The organism is Aquabacter cavernae (assembly GCF_003993795.1).
GTDB classification, from domain to species: Bacteria; Pseudomonadota; Alphaproteobacteria; order Rhizobiales; family Xanthobacteraceae; genus Aquabacter; species Aquabacter cavernae.
Genome location: NZ_RWKV01000008.1, coordinates 189,775 through 208,358, shown reverse-complemented (window position 1 = coordinate 208,358; position 18,584 = coordinate 189,775). Strand labels below are relative to the sequence as shown.

Sequence of the window (18,584 nt, the reverse complement as noted above, 5' to 3'; positions counted from 1 at the left end):
GCCTGTATGGCGGCGGCGGCGCATCGAGTCCCGGTGGCCAACCCGGCGGCGGTGGCGGCGGTGGTGGCGGAAAGGTGGTGGACGGGAGCGGCGCCGATGTCTCCGGTAAGACGGCCGGTGCTGGCGCAAATGCGCCCAACAGCCTGACCTTTAGCAACACGCGCACCTACGATTTTGTGGGCATCGGCGGTGGTGGTGGCGGCGGCGGGAGCGGCGACGACAACAGCACGCCCGGCAGCGCCGGCTCGAACGGATCCCTCACCCTGGACGGCGCTCAGGTAACCGTGAATTACAGCATTCTGGTCGGCGGCGCGGGCGGCGGCGGAGGCTATGAGAACGGAGGCGACGGCGGCAGCGGTACGCTCGTGCTCACCAACAGTGCCAGCCTCTCGGTGGCCGAGACCCTGCTTATCGGCGGCAGCGGGGGCGGCGGCGGCAATGGCTCTACCGTAGGAAATGGTGGCAACGGCGGTGCCGGTGCGATCACTGTGGGCAGCAGCAGTGCCATCACCATCGGTGCGGGCGGCCAGCTTATTCTTGGCGGCGCCAGTGGGGGCAACTCAGTTGAACAGGGCGGTAGGCAAGGCATTGGCGGTACTGGCGCCAGCGGAACGCTGACCAGCGCCGGCGCGATCACCTTCGGAGCGGGCGCCGGCTTCACCATCAATTCCGGCAGCACCTTCAATCTCGGAACCGCCGTCCCGGGGGCATCCACCACGGGCGCGATCACGGGCCTGTCCAGCGTCGCCAATAACGGCATCATCAATTTCAACCAGTCCAACAGCACCTACACCTTCGCCGCCAGCATCACCGGGGCCGGCAGCCTGAACCAGAACGGGTCGGGCACCACCACCCTCACCGGCACCGCCGGCACCTTCACGGGGACCGTGAACGTCACGGCCGGAACCCTCGCCTTGGGCGCCGGCGGGGTCATGAGCAGTGGAGACACGAGCGTCGGCGTTGCCGCCGGCTCGACCGGCGCGATGAGCGTGAGCGGCGCGGACGCAAGCTGGACCATCGCATCGGGCGGCCAGTTTGTGGTCGGCGACGGCGGTGCCGGCTCGCTGACCGTCGGTGCCGGCGGCCTCCTGACCTCCCAGACCGTCTTCCTCGGCTATGCGACCACCGGCGCGGGCACGCTGACCCTTACCGGCAACGACACCGACGGGCGCGGCATGGTCGCCACGACCCAGGTCCGGAAACGGCAGGGAAGCGGGCAGATCGTCTTCAATGGCGGCGGATTGCGCGCGACCGCCGCCCAGTCCGATTTCCTCTTCGGTTTCGCGTCTTCCGACATCGATATCCAGGCGGGCGGCGCCTTCATCGATAGCAACGGCAACGCCATCACCATCACCCAGGATCTTTCAGGCACGGGCGGTTTCACCAAGCAGGGCACCGGCACGCTGACCCTGGCAGGCAGCAACAGCTTCGCCGGCGCCACCAGCGTGTCCGGCGGCACGCTCACCATCACCAGCGGCAGCGCATTGTCGGATACCGCGCGCCTGACGCTGGATTCGGGCACCACGCTGAACGTGAACACCGCCGCCGAAACCGTGGGCTCGCTGGCCGGCTCGGGCACCGTTCATCTGAACGCGAGCCTCACCGTCGGCGGCGACAACACCGACAGCACCTTCTCCGGCACCATCGACGGCGCGGGCGCCCTGACGAAGACCGGCACCGGCAGGCTGACCCTGGGGAGCGCGAACAGCTTCGCCGGCAACATGACGGTCAGCGGCGGCACGGTGAATGCGACCGATGAGGCTGCCCTTGGCCTGGGCGACATCATCGTCTCCTCAGGCGCCACCCTGGAGGCTCCGGGCCTCTCTATCGGCCAGAGCCTCACCCTCAACGGCTCCGGCGTCTCGGACGGGGGAGCCCTGCGGCACACATCGGGGGACAGCACTTTCGCCGGCTTCATCACGCTGGGATCCGCGACCCGCATCGCCAGCGACAGCGGCACGCTGAACCTGGAGGGCACCATTTCCGGCGCGGGCATGGGCCTGACCGTGAGCGGCGCGGGAAACACCGTCATCTCCGGCGTCATCGGCACGGCAGGCGGCACGCTCACCAAACTGGGCACCGGCACGCTGACGCTGACCGCCGCCAACACCTATACCGGCGCCACCACCATCACCGCGGGCACCCTCGCTTTGTCCGGCAGCGGCAGCATCGCCACTTCGGCGAGCGTGCTGGTGGACGGCACGTTTGATATTTCCGGCATCAGCGGCGCGGGAACCTCCGTCACCAACCTGTCGGGCGACACCACCACGGGCATCGTGGCGCTGGGCACCAAGACGCTGACCGTGACCCAGCAGACCGAGTTCCTGCAACTGGCCGGCGGCCTCACCGGCAGCGGCACGCTCATCAAGCAGGGCGCGGAAGTGCTCACGCTGAGCGGCGACAGCAGCACCTATTCCGGCACCGTCCAGGTGAATGCCGGCACCCTCAGCATCACCGACTGGGGCGCGACCACCGCCGGTCATGTGGGCGGCAACGTCTCGGTGGCCTCCGGCGGCACCTTGGAAGCGGCGGGCGCCACCATCGACGGGGCGGTGACCATCGCCTCGGGCGGCATTCTCGAATGGACCCGGAACGGGCCGACCATCGGCAATGTGGAGATGGGCTCCCTCACCTTGGATGCCGGCTCCGTCACCCGCATCAATCTGAAGGCCCCCGCCAGCGGAACCAGCATCTTCCAGGTCAGCGGCAATGCCGCGGTGAACGGCACGCTGAACCTCGTGAGCGCGCCGGACAACGGCGCGGGCGTCTACCGCGTGATCACCACCGGCGGCACGCTCACCAATAACGGCCTGGTGCTCGGCGAAACGCAGCCCGACTACACGTTCCGCATTGATACCCAGGCGCAGAGCCTGGACGTGGTCGTGACCACGCTCGACACCACCGTCCAATATTGGAGTGCCGACGGCACCACGCGGGGCGGCGGCGGAAACTGGACCTCCTTCAACAACTGGCTGGGCGCCGATGGCGGCTATGCCGTGTGGGCAGGCGGCACCGCCGTATTCGACGGCCCCATCGGCTCGGTGTCCGTCGATGGGACGCAGTCCTTCAACACCATCGAATTCCTTTCCTCCGGCTATGTGCTGCAGGCGGGCGTCTCCGGACAGTTGAACCTCGGCACGGGCGGGCGCCTGTGGGCGGAAGGCGAGGACATCATCGTCACCGTGTCCGCGCCCATCATCGGCACCGGCGCCCTCACCAAGATCGGCGAGGGCACCGTCGTGCTCTCCGGCAACAATACCTATCTGGGCGGCACGATCCTCCAGGCGGGCACGCTGGAAATCTACTCCGACGCCAATCTGGGCGATGCGGCCGGGACCATCACCTTCGCGGGCGGCGAACTGGAGGCCCGCACCACCCTGACCAGCGCGCGCAACATCGTGCTGAACACCCAGGGCGTCATCAGCGTGGACGAGGATTCCACTTTCACCCTGACCGGCATCATTTCCGGCACGGGCAGCCTGGCCTTCGGCGGCGGCACGCTGGTCCTCACGGGCACCAACACCTATCAGGGCGCCACCATCATCGGGGGCGGCACCCTCTCCCTCACCGGCACCGGCTCCATCGCCACCTCGTCGGGGGTGCAGGCCGACGGCACCCTCGACATTTCCGGCACCACGGCGGGCGCCAGCATTACCAGCCTGTCCGGCACCGGCTCCGTGGCGCTGGGCGCGCAGACGCTCACCCTCACCAATGCCTCCGGCGCCTTCTCCGGCACCATCGGCGGCACGGGCGGGCTCACCCTCTCCGGCGGCACCCAGGCCCTGTCCGGCGTCAACGGCTTCACCGGCGCCACCAACATTGCCGGCGGCACGTTGGCCCTCACCGGTACAGGCAGCCTCGCGGCTTCCAGCGGCCTGCAGGTGGGCGGCACGTTCGACATTTCCGGCGTCTCGGGCGGCGGCACCTCCATCCGCACGCTGAGCGGCGCGGGCACGGTGGTGCTCGGGGCCAATGTCCTCACCCTCACCAACGCGGCTGGGAACTTCCAGGGCGGCATCTCGGGCACGGGCGGGCTCACGCTCGGCAGCGGCACCCAGATGCTCAGCGGCACCAACAGCTATTCCGGCACCACCACAATCGCCGCGGGCGCAACCCTCATCGCCACCTCGTCGGGGGCTATGTCCGGCGGCCCGGTCAATCTGGAGGGCACGCTCCAGATCACGGCGACCACCGCCACCATCGGCGGCCTGACCGGCACCGGCACGGTGACGATGCCGAGCGGCACCGCCAGCCTCGTCATCGCGCCGGCCTCGGGCAGCACGTCGGTGTTCGCCGGCAGCCTGACTTCCACTGCCGGCGTCACCATATTGCCGGGCACGCCCGTGATCAGAATCATTGGCACGTCTGACTCCGTTCAGGACGATGAGGTGGCGAACGACACGCTCATTCTCACTGGCGAGAACAGCTATACGGACCCCATCGCCGCTGCGACACTCCTGGTGAACTTCTGGGGCAACCTGACCGCCGCAGCCGGCGCTAGCCTCGGCTTAGTACTGAATGGCCCCGGCACGCAGGTGTTGACGGCAGACCACACCTATACAGGCGGCACCACCATCCTCCAGGGCACGCTCCAGCTCGGAAACGGCGGCACATCCGGCTCCATCCAGGGCGATGTGGCGAACAGCGGCACGCTGGCCTTCAACCGCTCCGGCACCGCCACCTTCGCGGGCGATGTCTCGGGCACCGGCGGGCTGACCCAGATGGGCCCCGGCACGCTCATCCTCACCGGCGACAACAGCTATACGGGCGGCACGACCATTGCGGCCGGCACCCTCCAGGTGGGCAATGGCGGCACCCAGGGCAGCATCCAGGGCGACGTGGTGAATAACGGCGTGCTGGTGTTCAACCGCTCCGGCAGCGTCACCTTCTCGGGCGCGGTCTCGGGCGGCGGATCGTTGACGCAGGTCGGCCCCGGCACGCTCATCCTCACGGGCGACAGCACCTATACGGGCGGCACAACCATCACCGGGGGCACGCTCCAGATCGGCGCAGGCGGCGCGACGGGCGCCATCCTGGGCAATGTGGTGAATAACGGCGCGCTGGTGTTCAACCGCTCCGGCAGCCTCACCCTGGCCGGCGCCATCTCGGGCACGGGATCGCTGACCCAGACGGGCCCCGGCACGCTCATCCTGACTGGCGCCAGCAGCTATTCCGGCGGCACCAGCGTCACAGGCGGCACCCTGGTGCTCGGCTCCTCGACGGCGGCGGGCACCGGCGCCATCGCCCTGCTCGACGGCACCACGCTGGCCCTTCTGGACACGGTGAGCGTGGCCAACGCCCTCGATCTCGGCGGCACCGTCACGTTCGACCTCGCCTCCGGCACCGCCACCCTCTCCGGCGCGCTATCGGGCACGGGGACCATGGCCTTCACCGGCTCGGGCCGCATCTCTCTCACGGGCGACGGCTCCGCCTTCGCGGGCGAGACGGTGGTGGACGGGACGCTTGCGGTGAACGACCGCCTGGGCGGCACCGTCACGGTGGAGACTGGCGGCACGCTGAAGGGCAACGGAACGGTGGGATCCACCTCCATCGCCGCGGGCGGCACCATCGCGCCCGGCAATTCCATCGGTGCCCTCACTGTGGACGGCACGCTGACCTTCGCCTCCGGCGCCACCTATGCGGTGGAGATCGAAACCACCGGCGCGTCGGACTTCATCCTCGTCACGGGAACGGCCACCCTCGGCGGCGCCTCCGTGGAGGTGACCAAGGCGGCCGGCACCTACCTGCCGGGCACGCGCTACACCATCCTCACCGCGCAGGGCGGCATCGTCGGCGCGTTCACCGGCCCCGGCCAGGACCTGCCCTTCATCGACCTGCAGCTCGCCTATGACCCGAACGACGTTTATCTGGACGTGGCGCGCAACGCGACGCCCTTCCCGTCCGTGGCGGTGACGGCCAATCAGCGGTCCACCGCCTTCGCGGTGGAAGCACTGGGCCAGGGCAATGCGGTCTATAATGGCGTGGTCTCGCAGACCACGGTCGTCGGCGCCCAGCAGGCTTTCAACATGCTGAGCGGCGAGCTTTATCCCTCCGCCCTCTCCGTGCTCCAGGACGAGAGCCTGTTCCTGCGCCGGGCGGTGCTGGACCGGGCGCGGGTTCCCGCCCGCACCACCGCGAGCGCCCCGCTGGCCTATGCCGCCGGCTCCTCCGGAGGCGCGGACGTGATCAGCGCGCCGGACAGCCCCAATGCCTTCTGGGCTCAGGCGTTCGGTGCCTGGAACCGGATCGACGGCAACGGCAATGCCGCCACCATTTCCGGCGACACGGCGGGCGTGTTCGTGGGCTATGATCGCACCTTCGCGGCGGGCGCGGCGGACTGGCGGCTGGGCTTCGCGGCGGGCTATTCGTCGTCCAACTATCAGGTGGACGCGCGCTCCTCCTCCTTCTCCAGCGACAACGCCCATGTGTCGCTCTATGGCGGGGCGAGCCTCGGCGCGCTCGGCCTGCGGCTCGGCGGCGCCTATAGCTGGGCGGACATCAGCGCCAGCCGCACGGTGGTGTTCCCCGGCTTCGTGAACGCCCTGAATGCCGACACGTCGGCGCATACGGGACAGGTGTTCGGCGAAGTCGGCTACGGCCTCTCCTTCGCGCAGATCCAGCTGGAGCCGTTCGCGGGCCTTGCCTATGTGAATGTGGACATGAGCGGCTTCACCGAGCTGGGCGGCCCGGCCGCGCTCACCACGTCCGGGTCGAACGCGGGCGTCACCTATTCCACCCTGGGCGCGCGCGTGAGCGTGCCGTTCAGCCTGGGTGCCCTGCCCGCCACCTTCAACGGCACCCTCGCCTGGCAGCATGCCTTCGGCGACACGACGCCGGACATGGCGTTCGCCTTCGGTGCGGGCGCCCTGCCGTTCGCCATCTCGGGTGTGCCCATCGCCAGCGATGCGGCGCTGGTGGAGGCGGGGCTCGACCTGAAGGTCTCCGCCAATGCCGCGCTGGCGGTCTTCTATGCCGGACAGTTGTCGGAGACCGACACCAGCAACATGGTGAAGGGCAGCTTCTCGCTGAAATTCTGACGCCTGCCCTTCGGGGCAGGGAGCGTGATCGCTATTCCGGCAGCGTGCGGGCGAGCTTCTCGGCCGCACGCTGGAGCGGCACCACGAGGGAAACCGCCTTCTCCAGCGAAAAGCGCGGCAACGGGCCGTGGCAGGCCACCGCCGCCACCACCGTGCCGCCCGCATCGCGCACCGGCACAGCGATGGCGCACAGGCCCTCCAGGAATTCCTGGTCGTCAGTGCTGTAGCCGCGTGCAGAGATGCGCTCCAGCTCCGCTTCCAGCGCGGGGACGGTGGTGATGGTGTTGGGCGTCTGCACCTTCAGATGCAGGCTTTCCAGGATGCGGCGGCGCTGGGCGGGGCGCATGGACGCGAGAAAGAGCTTGCCGCTGGCCGTGCAGTGCATGGGCACCCGCGAGCCCACCTCCAGATGGAGCCGCAGCGGCCAGCTCGCCTCCACGCGATCCAGATAGATGGCCTCGCTGCCCACCCGCGTCACGAAATTGCAGGTCTCGCCCGCCAGGGCCACCAGCTCTTCCAGAATGCCGCGCCGCTCCGCGCTCACCGTGTTGCGGAGCATGTCGAAGCCCATGCGCAGGAAGCGCGGCCCCACGGCGAAGCGCCGCCCGTCCGGCTCGCGCAGCAGATAGGATTCGGCTTCCAGCTTCTGGCACAGGCGGTGGACGGTGGGCTTGGGCAAGGCCAAGCGGGCGCACAGGTCCGGTACGCTCAGCGCCGTTTCGGAGCGGGCGATCTCGCCCAGCAGATCCAACGCCCGGAGCATGGCCGAGGCGTTGTCGCGCTCCTCCGGCCGCTCAGGGGCAGCGACCTCCGGCAGCGCCGTGTCCGCCGCTTTTGTATCCCGTTCTTCCGCCCGAGCCCGCCCGGCCTTCTTCTGAACCATGTTCACCGCTGCCGTCCGCCGTCAGCTGCCCCGGCTAGCCAACCGCACCCAATCCTTGGGCCACCCTTATCGGCTCGAACGGTCAAGTCAAACCCAAGCTGGGCATGAACCGGCACGGCCACGCAGATGCGAAGGGAGCCTTCGCGATGCACAACATAAATCTCATTTAATGAGACGTTTTGGTTCAAATTATCGATTGACTCATCTCATACCTTCGTCGCATCGTCAGTCCCGCAGAGAGGAAACTGCCAATGCAAGGCGAGGAAAACTTCGACTTCGTCGTCATCGGCGCGGGGTCGTCCGGATGTGTCCTGGCCAATCGCCTGAGTGAAGACGGCACAAGCCGCGTCGCTCTGGTGGAGGCCGGACCGAAAGACCGGAATCCGTGGATTCACGTCCCCATCGGCTATGGGAAGACCATGTGGAACAACCGCCTCAACTGGCGCTTCCACACCGAGCCGGAACCCACCATGGAGGGACGGCGCATCTATTGGCCGCGCGGGCGCGTGCTGGGCGGTTGCTCGTCCATCAACGGGCTCATCGTCATCCGCGGCCAGCGGGAGGATTATGACGGCTGGGCCGAGCGTGGCGCCACCGGCTGGTCCTATGCGGACGTGCTGCCCTATTTCGTGAAGCTCGAAGACAATGCGAGCCTCGCGGGCGATCCGCTCCACGGCAGGGGCGGCCCGGTCACCGTCTCGTCCATCCCGCGCAAGCACCCGCTCATCGAGGCCATCAAGGCCAGCGCCGTGCGCCTCGGCGTGCCGGAGACGCAAGACTTCAATGGCGCGAGCCAGGAGGGCGTCGGTTATTACCAGCTCACCACCCGCAACGGCCTGCGGGTGAGCGCCGCCAAGGCCTATCTCGCCCCCGCGCGGGAGCGGACCAATCTGTCGGTCCTCACGGAGACGCAGGCGCGGCGGGTGCTGTTCGAGAACGGGCGCGCAACGGGCGTGGAAGTGGGCACAAGCGACGGCGTGCGCGTGCTCCGGGCCCGGCGCGGCGTCATCCTTTCAGCGGGCGCGGTGCAGTCGCCGCACCTGCTCATGCTCTCCGGCATCGGCCCGGCGGAGCACCTGAGGGAGAAGGGCATCGGCGTCCTGGTGGACAGCCCCGGCGTCGGCGGCAACCTGCAGGACCACCTGCAGCACCGCCTGCTCTATCGCTGCACCAAGCCCATCACCACGAACGATGCGCTGAACTCGCTCATTGGGCGCATGCGCATGGGGCTGGAATATCTGCTGTTCCGGGGTGGCCCGCTATCCATCGGCATCAACCAGGGCGGCCTGTTCACGCGGGTTCTGCCGGACTCGAAGACGCCCGACATCCAGTTCCATATCGGCACCCTGTCCGCCGACATGGCGGGCGGCAAGGTGCATGATTATTCCGGCTTCACCCTGTCGGTCTGCCAGTTGCGGCCGGAGAGCAAGGGCCATGTGCGCCTCGGCTCGGCGGATCCCCTGGATACGCCCCGGATCACCGCCAACTATCTCGCCACCGAGACCGACCGGCGCTGCGCCGTGGAGGCCATGAAGTTCGCCCGCCGCCTCGCCGCCACCGCCCCGCTCCGGGACTTCGTGGCGGAGGAGAAGCTGCCCGGCCCCGGCGTCGCCGACGATGACGGCCTGCTCGCCTTCGCGCGGGAATATGGCGCCACCATCTTCCACCCCGCCGGCACCTGCCGCATGGGCGCGGACGATGACCGCGAGGCTGTGGTGGACCCGCGCCTGAAGGTGCGCGGCGTCGATGGCCTGTGGGTCGTGGACTGCTCCGTAATGCCCACCGTGGTGTCGGGCAACACCAATATCCCCGCGATCATGGTGGGAGAAAAAGCCGCCGACATGATCCGCGAGGACACAAGAAACCCCGCCGGGCGCGCCAACGCCCCAATCGACATAACTGATGGGAGGAGAACACAATGGCAAGGGACACGGGAGAAAGAGACGCGGCAGCTGCACGTCGCCAGCTGAGGCGCGTGGTCGGTGCCAGCGTCATCGGCGCCACCATCGAATGGTATGACTTCTTTCTTTACGGCATTGTCGCCGGCATCGTCTTCAACAAGCTGTTCTTTCCGGCAGACGACCCGGTCGTCTCCATTCTACTTGCCTACACCACCTTCGCCATCGGCTTCGTGGCGCGGCCGGTGGGCGGGCTCATCTTCGGCCATTTCGGCGACAAGCTGGGCCGCAAGAGCATGCTCATCATCACCCTGATGATCATGGGCGTGGCGACCGTGGCCATCGGCCTTCTGCCCACCTATGCGCAGATCGGCATCGCCGCGCCGATCCTGCTGCTGATCCTGCGTATCGCGCAGGGCATCGGCATCGGCGGCGAATGGGGCGGCGCGGTGCTGATGGCGTATGAATATGCGCCGGAAAACAAGCGCGGCTTCTTCGCCTCCATCCCGCAGATCGGCCTCGCGCTCGGCCTGTGCCTCGCCTCCGGCGTCACCGCCCTCGTCTCCATGCTGCCGGAAGAGCAGTTCATGAGCTGGGGCTGGCGCGTGGGCTTCGTGGGCTCCGTCGCGCTCATTCTGGTGGGCATGTATATCCGCCTGAACGTGCACGAAACGCCGGAATTCGAGCAGGTGAAGGCCGAGAACAAGGCCGCCACCATCCCCTTCTTCGTGATGCTGAAGGAATATCCGCGCAACGTCCTGCTGGGCATGGGCGTGCGCTATATCGACGGCGTCTTCTTCAACGTGTTCGCCGTCTTCTCCATCGTCTATCTGGCGAACTACGTGAAGGTGCCCCGCACCACCGCGTTGTGGCTGGTGACGGCGGCAGCCTTCGTGATGGTGTTCACCATCCCCATGTTCGGCCGCCTGTCGGATCGCTGGGGCCGTCCTCGGACCTATGCGGTGGGCTCGGCCCTGCTGGCGCTCTCCGCCTTCCCGGCCTTCTGGCTCATGTCCACGGGATCTCTGCCGCTCATCGCGCTCGGCATCATCTTCCCGTTCGGCGTGCTCTACGCCATGTGCTACGGGCCGGAAGCCGCCCTGTTCTCGGACCTGTTCGACGCCCGGGTGCGCTACACCGGCATCTCGTTCGTCTACCAATTCTCCGGGATCGTCGCGAGCGGCATCACCCCCATCATCGCCACCTATTTGCTCGCCCAGGGTGGCGGCTCGCCCTGGCAGGTGTGCGCCTATGTGGTGTTCGCCGCCCTCGTCTCCATGCTTTCGGCCATGGCCATCCGCGTCCCTTCGCCGGGCGCCCTGCCCTCCGCGCACCCTGAACGGTCCGCGGACGCAGTGCGCCAGCCCGCGCGCTGACCCCCTATCCGGGAGGCGGCCAGCCGCCTCCCGGCCTTCTCAAGGTTCCAGACTCCAAAGGATTGTTTCGCCATGAAGATGACCACCGAAGAGGCGTTCATCAAAGTCCTCCAGGCGCACGGCATCAACGAAGCCTTCGGCATCATCGGCTCGGCCATGATGCCGGTGTCCGATCTGTTCCCCAAAGCCGGCATCCGCTTCTGGGACTGCGCGCACGAGACCAATGCCGGCCTCATCTGCGACGGCTACACCCGCTCCACGGGACGCATGGCCATGGCCATCGCGCAGAACGGGCCGGGCGTGACCGGCTTCGTCACCGCCATGAAGACCGCCTACTGGAACCACACGCCCATGCTGCTGGTGACCCCCCAGGCGGCCAACAAGACCATCGGCCAGGGCGGGTTCCAGGAAGTGTCCCAGATGGCCATGTTCCAGGACATGGTCTGCTACCAGGAAGAGGTGCGCGACCCCACCCGCGTGGCCGAGGTGCTGAACCGGGTGATCGAGAAGGCGTGGCGCGCCTGCGCCCCCGCGCAGATCAACGTGCCGCGCGATTTCTGGACCCAGGTCATCGACATTCAGCTTCCGCAGATCGTGCGGCTGGAGCGCCCGGCGGGCGGGCGCAAGGCCATCGCCGATGCGGCGCGGCTGCTTTCGAACGCGCAATTCCCCGTCATCCTCAACGGCGCGGGCGTGGTCATCGGCAATGCTATCGGCGAGGCCATGGCGCTGGCCGATCGGCTGGATGCCCCGGTCTGCGCGGGCTACCAGCACAACGATGCCGCCCCCGGCAGCCATCCGCTGGCCGTGGGTCCGCTGGGCTATAACGGCTCGAAGGCGGCCATGGAGTTGATCTCCAAGGCGGACGTGGTGCTGGCGCTGGGCACCCGCCTCAACCCCTTCTCCACCCTGCCCGGCTACGGCATCGACTATTGGCCGCGCGAGGCCGAGATCATCCAGGTGGATATCAATCCCGACCGGATCGGCCTCACCAAGAAGATCTCCGTGGGGATCTGCGGCGACGCGCGGGAAGTGGCGAACCAGATCCTCGACCAGCTCACCCGCGAGGCCGGCGACAAGGGCCGCGAGGAGCGCCGCGCGCTGATCCACCAGACCCGCTCGCGCTGGCTCCAGCAGCTCGCCTCCATGGATCATGAAGACGACGATCCCGGCACCTCCTGGAACGAGGATGCGCGCGCCCGCGACCGCCACCGCATGTCGCCCCGCCAGGCGTGGCGGGCCATCCAGGCGGCGATGCCGAAGACCGCCATCATGTCCACGGACATCGGCAACAATTGCGCCATCGGCAATGCCTATCCGAGCTTCGAGGAGGGCCGCAACTATCTCGCCCCCGGCATGTTCGGCCCGTGCGGCTATGCCTTCCCGGCCATCATCGGCGCCAAGATCGGCCGTCCCGACGTGCCCGTCTTCGGTTTTGCGGGGGACGGTGCGTTCGGCATCTCCATCAACGAGATGACCTCCATCGGCCGCGAGGAATGGCCGGCCGTGACCATGGTGGTGTTCCGCAATTTCCAGTGGGGCGCGGAGAAGCGGAACACGACGCTCTGGTACGACAACAATTTCGTCGGCACCGAGCTGGACCCCAAGCTCTCCTACGCCAAGATCGCGGAGGGCTGCGGCTTCAAGGGCGTGCGCGTGGACACGCCCGACAGCCTGCGGGAAGCCATCCAAGCCGGCGCCGAGGACCAGAAGCGCGGCATCACCACCTTTATCGAGGTGATCTTGAACCAGGAACTGGGCGAGCCCTTCCGGCGCGACGCCATGAAGAAGCCGGTTCCCCTGGCGGGCATCGCGCGCGCCGACATGCGCGAGCAAATGGCGCGCTGACCGCGAACCCGGGACCGGCCGCCCGGCCGGTCCCGGCTCTTTCTTGCGTTCCGTCCTTCAAGCCCGGAGCCCACAATGCTCGCCCTCGACCACATCATCGATGCGGCCCGCGCGGTGCCCCGCAGGATCGTGCTGCCCGAGGGCACGGACCGGCGCATTGCCGCCGCCGCCCGGCGTGCGGTGGCCGAGGGCATCGCCCGGCCCATCCTTCTCGGCCCGCGCCGGGAGGTGACGGCGGCCCTCGACGGCGAGGCGGGGGGCATCGCCATCGAGGATCCCGCCACGTCCGGGCACACCCAATCCTATGCGGAGGCGCTCCATCTCCTGCGCCACGCCAAGGGCATGGACCTCGCCGCCGCCCATCGACACATCCGCGAGCCACTCGCTTTCGCCGCCATGATGGTGCGCCAGGGGGATGCGGACGGCACCGTGGGCGGAGCCGTCGCCACCACGGCCGAGACGGTGCGCGCGGCGCTCCAGATCATCGGCCTCGCGCCCGGCGCGCGGCTCGTGTCCAGCTTCTTCCTGATGATCCTCTGCGAGGATTACCACCCGCAAAAGGGCGCCTTCGTCTTCGCCGATTGCGGCCTCGTGATCGATCCGGACGCGGCGGAACTTGCCGATATCGCGCGGGCCTCCGCCCGTTCCTACACCGCCATGACGGGCGCGCGCGCCAAGGTGGCCATGCTGTCCTTCTCCACCGCCGGCAGCGCGCGGCATGCGCGGGTGGACAAGGTGGTGGAAGCGGTGCGCCTCGTGCGCGCCGCCGAGCCGGACCTGATCATCGACGGCGAATTGCAGTTCGACGCCGCGTTCGTGGCCGCCGTGGGGGCGGCGAAGGCGCCGCGCGCAGCCATTTGCGGGGATGCGAACGTGTTCGTCTTCCCCAATCTCGATGCGGCCAATATCGGCTACAAGATCGCCCAGCGCATCGGCGGGGCCAAGGCCATTGGGCCCGTTCTCCAGGGGCTCGCAAAGCCGGCTAACGACCTATCGCGCGGCTGCTCCGAAGAAGACGCTTTCCACATGATCGCGCTCACCTGCGCGCAGGCCGGGACATTGTTTACCGGGGGGCGTACGGAGCGCGGCGGAGAAGCCGGGACCAGCGGCGGGCCCCCCAAGACTTTTGCCCTGCCCACCTCAGCCGGCGGCGCGGCGGGACGGCCCATTCCGTGAAAGCGCTGCCCTCAATTGCCCATCTGCAGCATGGGGGCTGCCACGTGGTAGGCCTCCTGCCAATGCCGGGCGGTTTCCCTGTCGAGGACCGGAACGTGCGCGGACGCGCCGGACTGGAACGGACCCGGCCGGTTCGCAGCAGAAGAAGCGAGAAACGCAGCCACCAGAGCGAGCGGCAAGGCAAGCTTTCTCAGGGTATCGTCGGAAGGCATCGCACATGGGCCTGTAAGTGGGAGGCGCAGCCGATGGCGCGCCGTCATTGACGCTAATCTAATCCAAACGGCCCGGCGATCCAACGCACCGCAATGCAGCATCATCCATGCCCCGGCCGCCGGGCTGCGCGGCGCGGCGCGGCAACAATGCATTATGCGCTTGAGATACCTTCCGGTTGCATTGGAGCCACGCTACTCTGCCGACTCTCGGGGGCTGATGAGCCGCTGAAACGGGCATGGGGATCGAGGACAAAACCTCGATTTGTCTGGGGGCTGGAGCTGATGCGTTTCTCATGGGCCGCACTTGCGGCGGGTTCTGCTTTCCTCGGTGTACTGACGTTTCTACCCGGTCCCGACCGAGCGGTCGCACAGTTCGGAATTGTGAACTCGGTCATCAATTCCGCCATTCAGATGCAGCAGCAGCAACAGGCCATTGAGGCCCAGCGCCGCGCAGCCGAACGGGCGGCAGGGCAACAGAAGCAAGCGGAGCAGAAGAAGCAGCAGGCCGAGCAAAAGAAGCAACAGCAAGACAAGGCTGCTGTCGAAAAGCAGGAAAAATTTGCCAGGATCGTGCCTGTGGCAGAGCAGCTCATCGACGAGGTCTCCGCTTTCCTGAAGCAAAACCCCAATGACCCGAAGATGTTGACCTATGCGAGTGGCGTCGCGAACCTTGGCAAGGCGCTGAAGGGGACAGACCCTGCGGCGGTCGAGAAGCAGATCGCCGCACTCAACGGGCTGGTGCAGAAGGACCCCAGGTTTGCGGACTTCGCCCGCCAGCGCGCGGAAGAGCGGCGCGAACAGAATGCCCGCGAGCTTGTCGGGCTGGTGAAGCAGGCGCAGGCCCAACGCGCCTTCATCGTCGGCTTCATTTCCCGCAACCCCACAAGTCCCGCCGTCGAAACCCTGCTGCCGTCGGCGAAGGCGCTGGACGAGGCTCTGCAACAGCCCACATACGAGACCCTGAAGCCCCTTACCGAGACCACGGACATGGCGTTTCGCCAGTCTGGCCTGCGTAGTGCCTATCTGAATGCGCTCGCCGACACCGGCACCAGCGCGGCTCCGCCCCCGGCGACAGCAGCGGGAGCGACTGCGCCCGCCGCCGTACCGAACCCGGATGCGCTGCGGACCAGCCTCACCGAGAAAAACCGCTTCCTACTGGATGGCAGCGTCGAGGACGTGGTCTTCCTCTACAACGCATCCAGCGAAGCGCCCCATGTGCTCAAGAACCTGAAGGGCGACATCGTCTTCGAGCGGTCCACCGCTTCGGTCTGCATCTTTCAGAAGCAGGAGAATGCCGCCAGCACGAATCTGGCGCGCCGTGTTCTCTCCGGCTACGGGCTGGACACCATCTCCATCGATGCGCGCCCCTGCGCGTCCGACAAGCTGCGCAGCTTCGATGTTGTCATGGTCCGGCGCGCAACCATGTTCAGGGAAGACACAGCCTACACGCTGGCCTTGCTGCGGCAGATTGAACTCGGCGGGCTGGTGCACCTGCGGACGGTCAGCGGCAGTGAACTCTCCAACAATACGGATCTTGCCGCGCAACGCGCGGTGCAGATCGACGCGCAGACGGCAACCGGCTTCGGCTTCGTCGTGCTGTCGAACGCCTCGCCCACGGTCTGCGTGGTGGTGGCGCAGGACCTGCCGGCCCATGAGCGCGTGCTTTCGGATAATGTTCAGACCATTCGCGCCGACATGAATGCGGCCCCGCAATTCTCGGCGATGTCTCTGGACGCGGCCTTTGCCGGCGTGAAGCGGGGGCGGTGCGCGGCCGTCTACAGCGATGCGGCAAATCTCAAGACCATCATCGACGCATTGAAGCGGGACGGCACCACCTACCAGCTTCTCGCGCTATGGGTGAGCCTGGACGACCTTGAGGCCGCCAAGGCACAGGTGAACGCCGCCCTGGCGGAGGCGCAGACGCAAAGCTATGAGCGGCAGCGGGCGGCCGGCGAGGCGGCGCGGATCGCCGCAGCCCGCGCGGAAGAGGACGCACGCACCAGGGACGCGATGCGCACACAGCTCCGCCAGACCTATGGCCAGAAGGCTCAAGCCGCATCCAGCATCATCGCCAATGAGGTGAAGGCGGCCATTGACGGGACAGACAAGGACCCGCGCGAGCTTTATCCAGCGTTCTTCAACTGGCTGGATGAAAAGCGGCGCAACCAATGGGATGTGTTCAACGTGTCATCCAGCGTTTTCGAATACGGCACGGTGGAATGGAAAGGCCGCCGACTGGAAGTCGGAGCCACGCGCACGGAAATTCGGATTCGCAACCAAACGCTTGGAGAGTATCAAGATCATTGCTTCATCTTTGCGAAAGTCTTCGACTACGAATTTCAAGCCACCCGGGACTTCGTTGCCATCCCGTGTGGAAAGGAATCTCAGATCCTGGCCTGGAAAAATGCGCGAGGCTTTAAGAGCCTGTGGGAGGTTCCATGATGTGCGGTATCATCATTCAGACCGTCGCCCGGATAGCAGCGGGCCGAAGCGCACAGTCGGCAGCATCCGAGCGCATTTCCAAGCGAAGTGTGACGCGGTTCGCGTGAAGGAAATGCGCAAAAACAAAGAGAATGAATGTTTCAGCGTTTCCGTGAAAAGCTGAAACACTCCAGAGGATGATCTGCAGGGCGATCCCCCCCTGAAGGGCAAACCCATCGGATTTAGGCGGCTTGCAGAGAGCTGGCGGAGAGGGAGGGATTTGAACCCCCGATACGGTTGCCCGTATGCCGCATTTCGAGTGCGGTGCATTCGACCACTCTGCCACCTCTCCATCCGGGGGCCGCGAACGCACAAGGGCGTCCGGCGTGTGGTCGTGCGCTAATAGCGGACGCGCCCGCGCCCCGCAAGCGCCAGATGAAACGCCCCCCTCAAACGGGAGGCGCATCCTCGGCGGGAACATGACGGGGGCGGCCGTCATCGTCGATGGCGACGAAGGTGGCCTCGGTCACCTTGCGGGTCTCCTCGCTCGCCCGCGCGCGGCGCCAGGCTTCCACCTCGATGCGCATGGAGGTGCGCCCGATGGTGAGGACCTTGGCGAACAGGCTCACCTCGTCGCCCACCGACACCGGGCTGAGGAAGGTGATGGCCTCCACCGCCACCGTCGCCACGCGCCCGCGGGCACGGCGGGCGGAGACGTTGCCGGCCGCAAGGTCCATCTGCGACATGAGCCAGCCGCCGAAAATGTCGCCGTTGGGATTCGTGTCCGCCGGCATGGCAATGGTGCGAATCGCGGGCGCATCGCCCGGCATCACCGCTTCTTTGTCGCGCATGTATCCCTTCCCGTTGGGCGGCGACCTTATCAAGTGCGCGGTAACTTTAGAAAGCCTATAGGTGACAAGCTCCGGCAAGGCTTGGCGCCGCAAGGGTTCGCGGCGGGTTTCGCATTGACAATGCAGACCCCGCGCGGGTAAAGGAACCGCTTCGCGCGGGCTCCTCAAAGGGCCCGCATCCCCATCGACCGGAAGAAGCCCGCCCTTCGAGGCTGGTGGAACACGAAAGCGAGACAAGATGTTCGCGGTCATCAAAGCAGGCGGCAAGCAGTATCGCGTTGCTGCCGAAGACGTCATCACGGTGGACCGTATCGAGGCCGAGGCCGGCGCGAGCGTGTCTTTCCCCGTCCTCATGCTCGGCGGCGAGACCATCGTCGTGGGCGCCCCTCTCGTCGAGGGTGCGACCGTCACGGGCGAGGTTGTGGAGCAGGCGCGCGGTGACAAGGTCATCGCCTTCAAGAAGCGCCGCCGTCAGAATTCGCGCCGCAAGCGGGGCTTCCGCGCTGACCTCACGGTCGTGCGCATCACCAGCATCGCCGCCGGCGCCTGATAGGAACGGAGAGCACACATGGCTCATAAAAAAGCAGGCGGCTCGTCCCGTAACGGCCGCGATTCCGAGAGCAAGCGCCTTGGCGTGAAGCGCTTTGGCGGCCAGGCCGTCATTGCCGGCAACATCATCGTGCGTCAGCGCGGCACCAAATGGCATCCCGGCCTTAATGTCGGCATCGGCAAGGATCATACCTTGTTCGCCCTCACCGACGGCAAAGTCGAGTTCCGTACCAAAGCCAACGCCCGAACCTACGTATCCGTCGTCCCCGCCCTCGCGGCGGCCGAATAACCGGCGCGACCTGAAATGCAGGATCCCGCCGGTCTCGTCGAACC

At 67.1% G+C, this 18,584-nt stretch carries 11 protein-coding genes and 1 tRNA gene; 8 read left to right on the top strand and 4 right to left on the bottom strand.

Annotated features, from left to right (window positions below):
• Positions 1-77 precede the first annotated feature (77 nt).
• The gene (locus EJJ38_RS20755; protein WP_274704719.1) at positions 78-7,037 is read left to right on the top strand and encodes an autotransporter-associated beta strand repeat-containing protein; all 6,960 of its coding nucleotides are present in this window, start codon (positions 78-80) and stop codon (positions 7,035-7,037) included.
• A 31-nt stretch (positions 7,038-7,068) separates the two neighbouring features.
• Here EJJ38_RS20755 and EJJ38_RS05755 read toward each other — a convergent pair whose 3' ends face one another.
• Entirely contained in the window at positions 7,069-7,920 is an 852-nt protein-coding gene (locus tag EJJ38_RS05755; RefSeq protein WP_127089163.1) for an IclR family transcriptional regulator, read from the bottom strand.
• A 251-nt stretch (positions 7,921-8,171) separates the two neighbouring features.
• On the opposite strand from EJJ38_RS05755, the gene EJJ38_RS05750 reads away from it, so the two are divergent.
• The 4 genes from EJJ38_RS05750 (at position 8,172) to pta (ending at position 14,218) form a co-directional block, all read left to right on the top strand.
• On the top strand, positions 8,172-9,890 hold the full coding sequence (locus EJJ38_RS05750; RefSeq protein WP_127089162.1) for a GMC family oxidoreductase: 1,719 nt from the start codon (positions 8,172-8,174) through the stop codon (positions 9,888-9,890).
• On the top strand, positions 9,839-11,194 hold the full coding sequence (locus EJJ38_RS05745) for an MFS transporter (protein ID WP_127089161.1): 1,356 nt from the start codon (positions 9,839-9,841) through the stop codon (positions 11,192-11,194). The genes EJJ38_RS05750 and EJJ38_RS05745 overlap by 52 nt, the downstream gene beginning before the upstream one ends.
• Positions 11,195-11,266: 72 nt before the next feature.
• On the top strand, positions 11,267-13,042 hold the full coding sequence (xsc, locus tag EJJ38_RS05740; protein WP_127089160.1) for a sulfoacetaldehyde acetyltransferase: 1,776 nt from the start codon (positions 11,267-11,269) through the stop codon (positions 13,040-13,042).
• A 75-nt stretch (positions 13,043-13,117) separates the two neighbouring features.
• Complete coding sequence (pta, locus tag EJJ38_RS05735; protein WP_127089159.1) at positions 13,118-14,218, top strand: phosphate acetyltransferase; 1,101 nt, start codon at positions 13,118-13,120, stop codon at positions 14,216-14,218.
• Positions 14,219-14,229: 11 nt separating this feature from the next.
• Here pta and EJJ38_RS20420 read toward each other — a convergent pair whose 3' ends face one another.
• Positions 14,230-14,430 (bottom strand): hypothetical protein, encoded by a 201-nt coding sequence (locus tag EJJ38_RS20420; protein ID WP_205666112.1) that lies wholly within the window; start codon positions 14,428-14,430, stop codon positions 14,230-14,232.
• A 282-nt stretch (positions 14,431-14,712) separates the two neighbouring features.
• Between EJJ38_RS20420 and EJJ38_RS05730 the strand changes: the two genes are divergently transcribed.
• Positions 14,713-16,872 (top strand): hypothetical protein, encoded by a 2,160-nt coding sequence (locus EJJ38_RS05730; RefSeq protein ID WP_127089158.1) that lies wholly within the window; start codon positions 14,713-14,715, stop codon positions 16,870-16,872.
• Positions 16,873-17,113: 241 nt separating this feature from the next.
• On the opposite strand, the gene EJJ38_RS05725 is transcribed toward EJJ38_RS05730, so the two are convergent.
• Positions 17,114-17,203: transfer RNA gene (locus EJJ38_RS05725), tRNA-Ser, on the bottom strand.
• Between the two features lie 97 nt (positions 17,204-17,300).
• Positions 17,301-17,702: an acyl-CoA thioesterase gene (locus EJJ38_RS05720; RefSeq protein WP_127089157.1), complete on the bottom strand. Its 402-nt coding sequence runs from the start codon at positions 17,700-17,702 to the stop codon at positions 17,301-17,303.
• 238 nt (positions 17,703-17,940) lie between these two features.
• Here EJJ38_RS05720 and rplU point away from each other — a divergent pair, with 238 nt between their 5' ends.
• Together rplU and rpmA are read left to right on the top strand one after the other, a co-directional pair.
• Positions 17,941-18,252 (top strand): 50S ribosomal protein L21, encoded by a 312-nt coding sequence (gene rplU, locus EJJ38_RS05715; RefSeq protein WP_127089156.1) that lies wholly within the window; start codon positions 17,941-17,943, stop codon positions 18,250-18,252.
• A gap of 18 nt (positions 18,253-18,270) precedes the next feature.
• Entirely contained in the window at positions 18,271-18,540 is a 270-nt protein-coding gene (gene rpmA / locus EJJ38_RS05710) for a 50S ribosomal protein L27 (RefSeq protein WP_127089155.1), read from the top strand.
• Positions 18,541-18,584 lie beyond the last annotated feature (44 nt).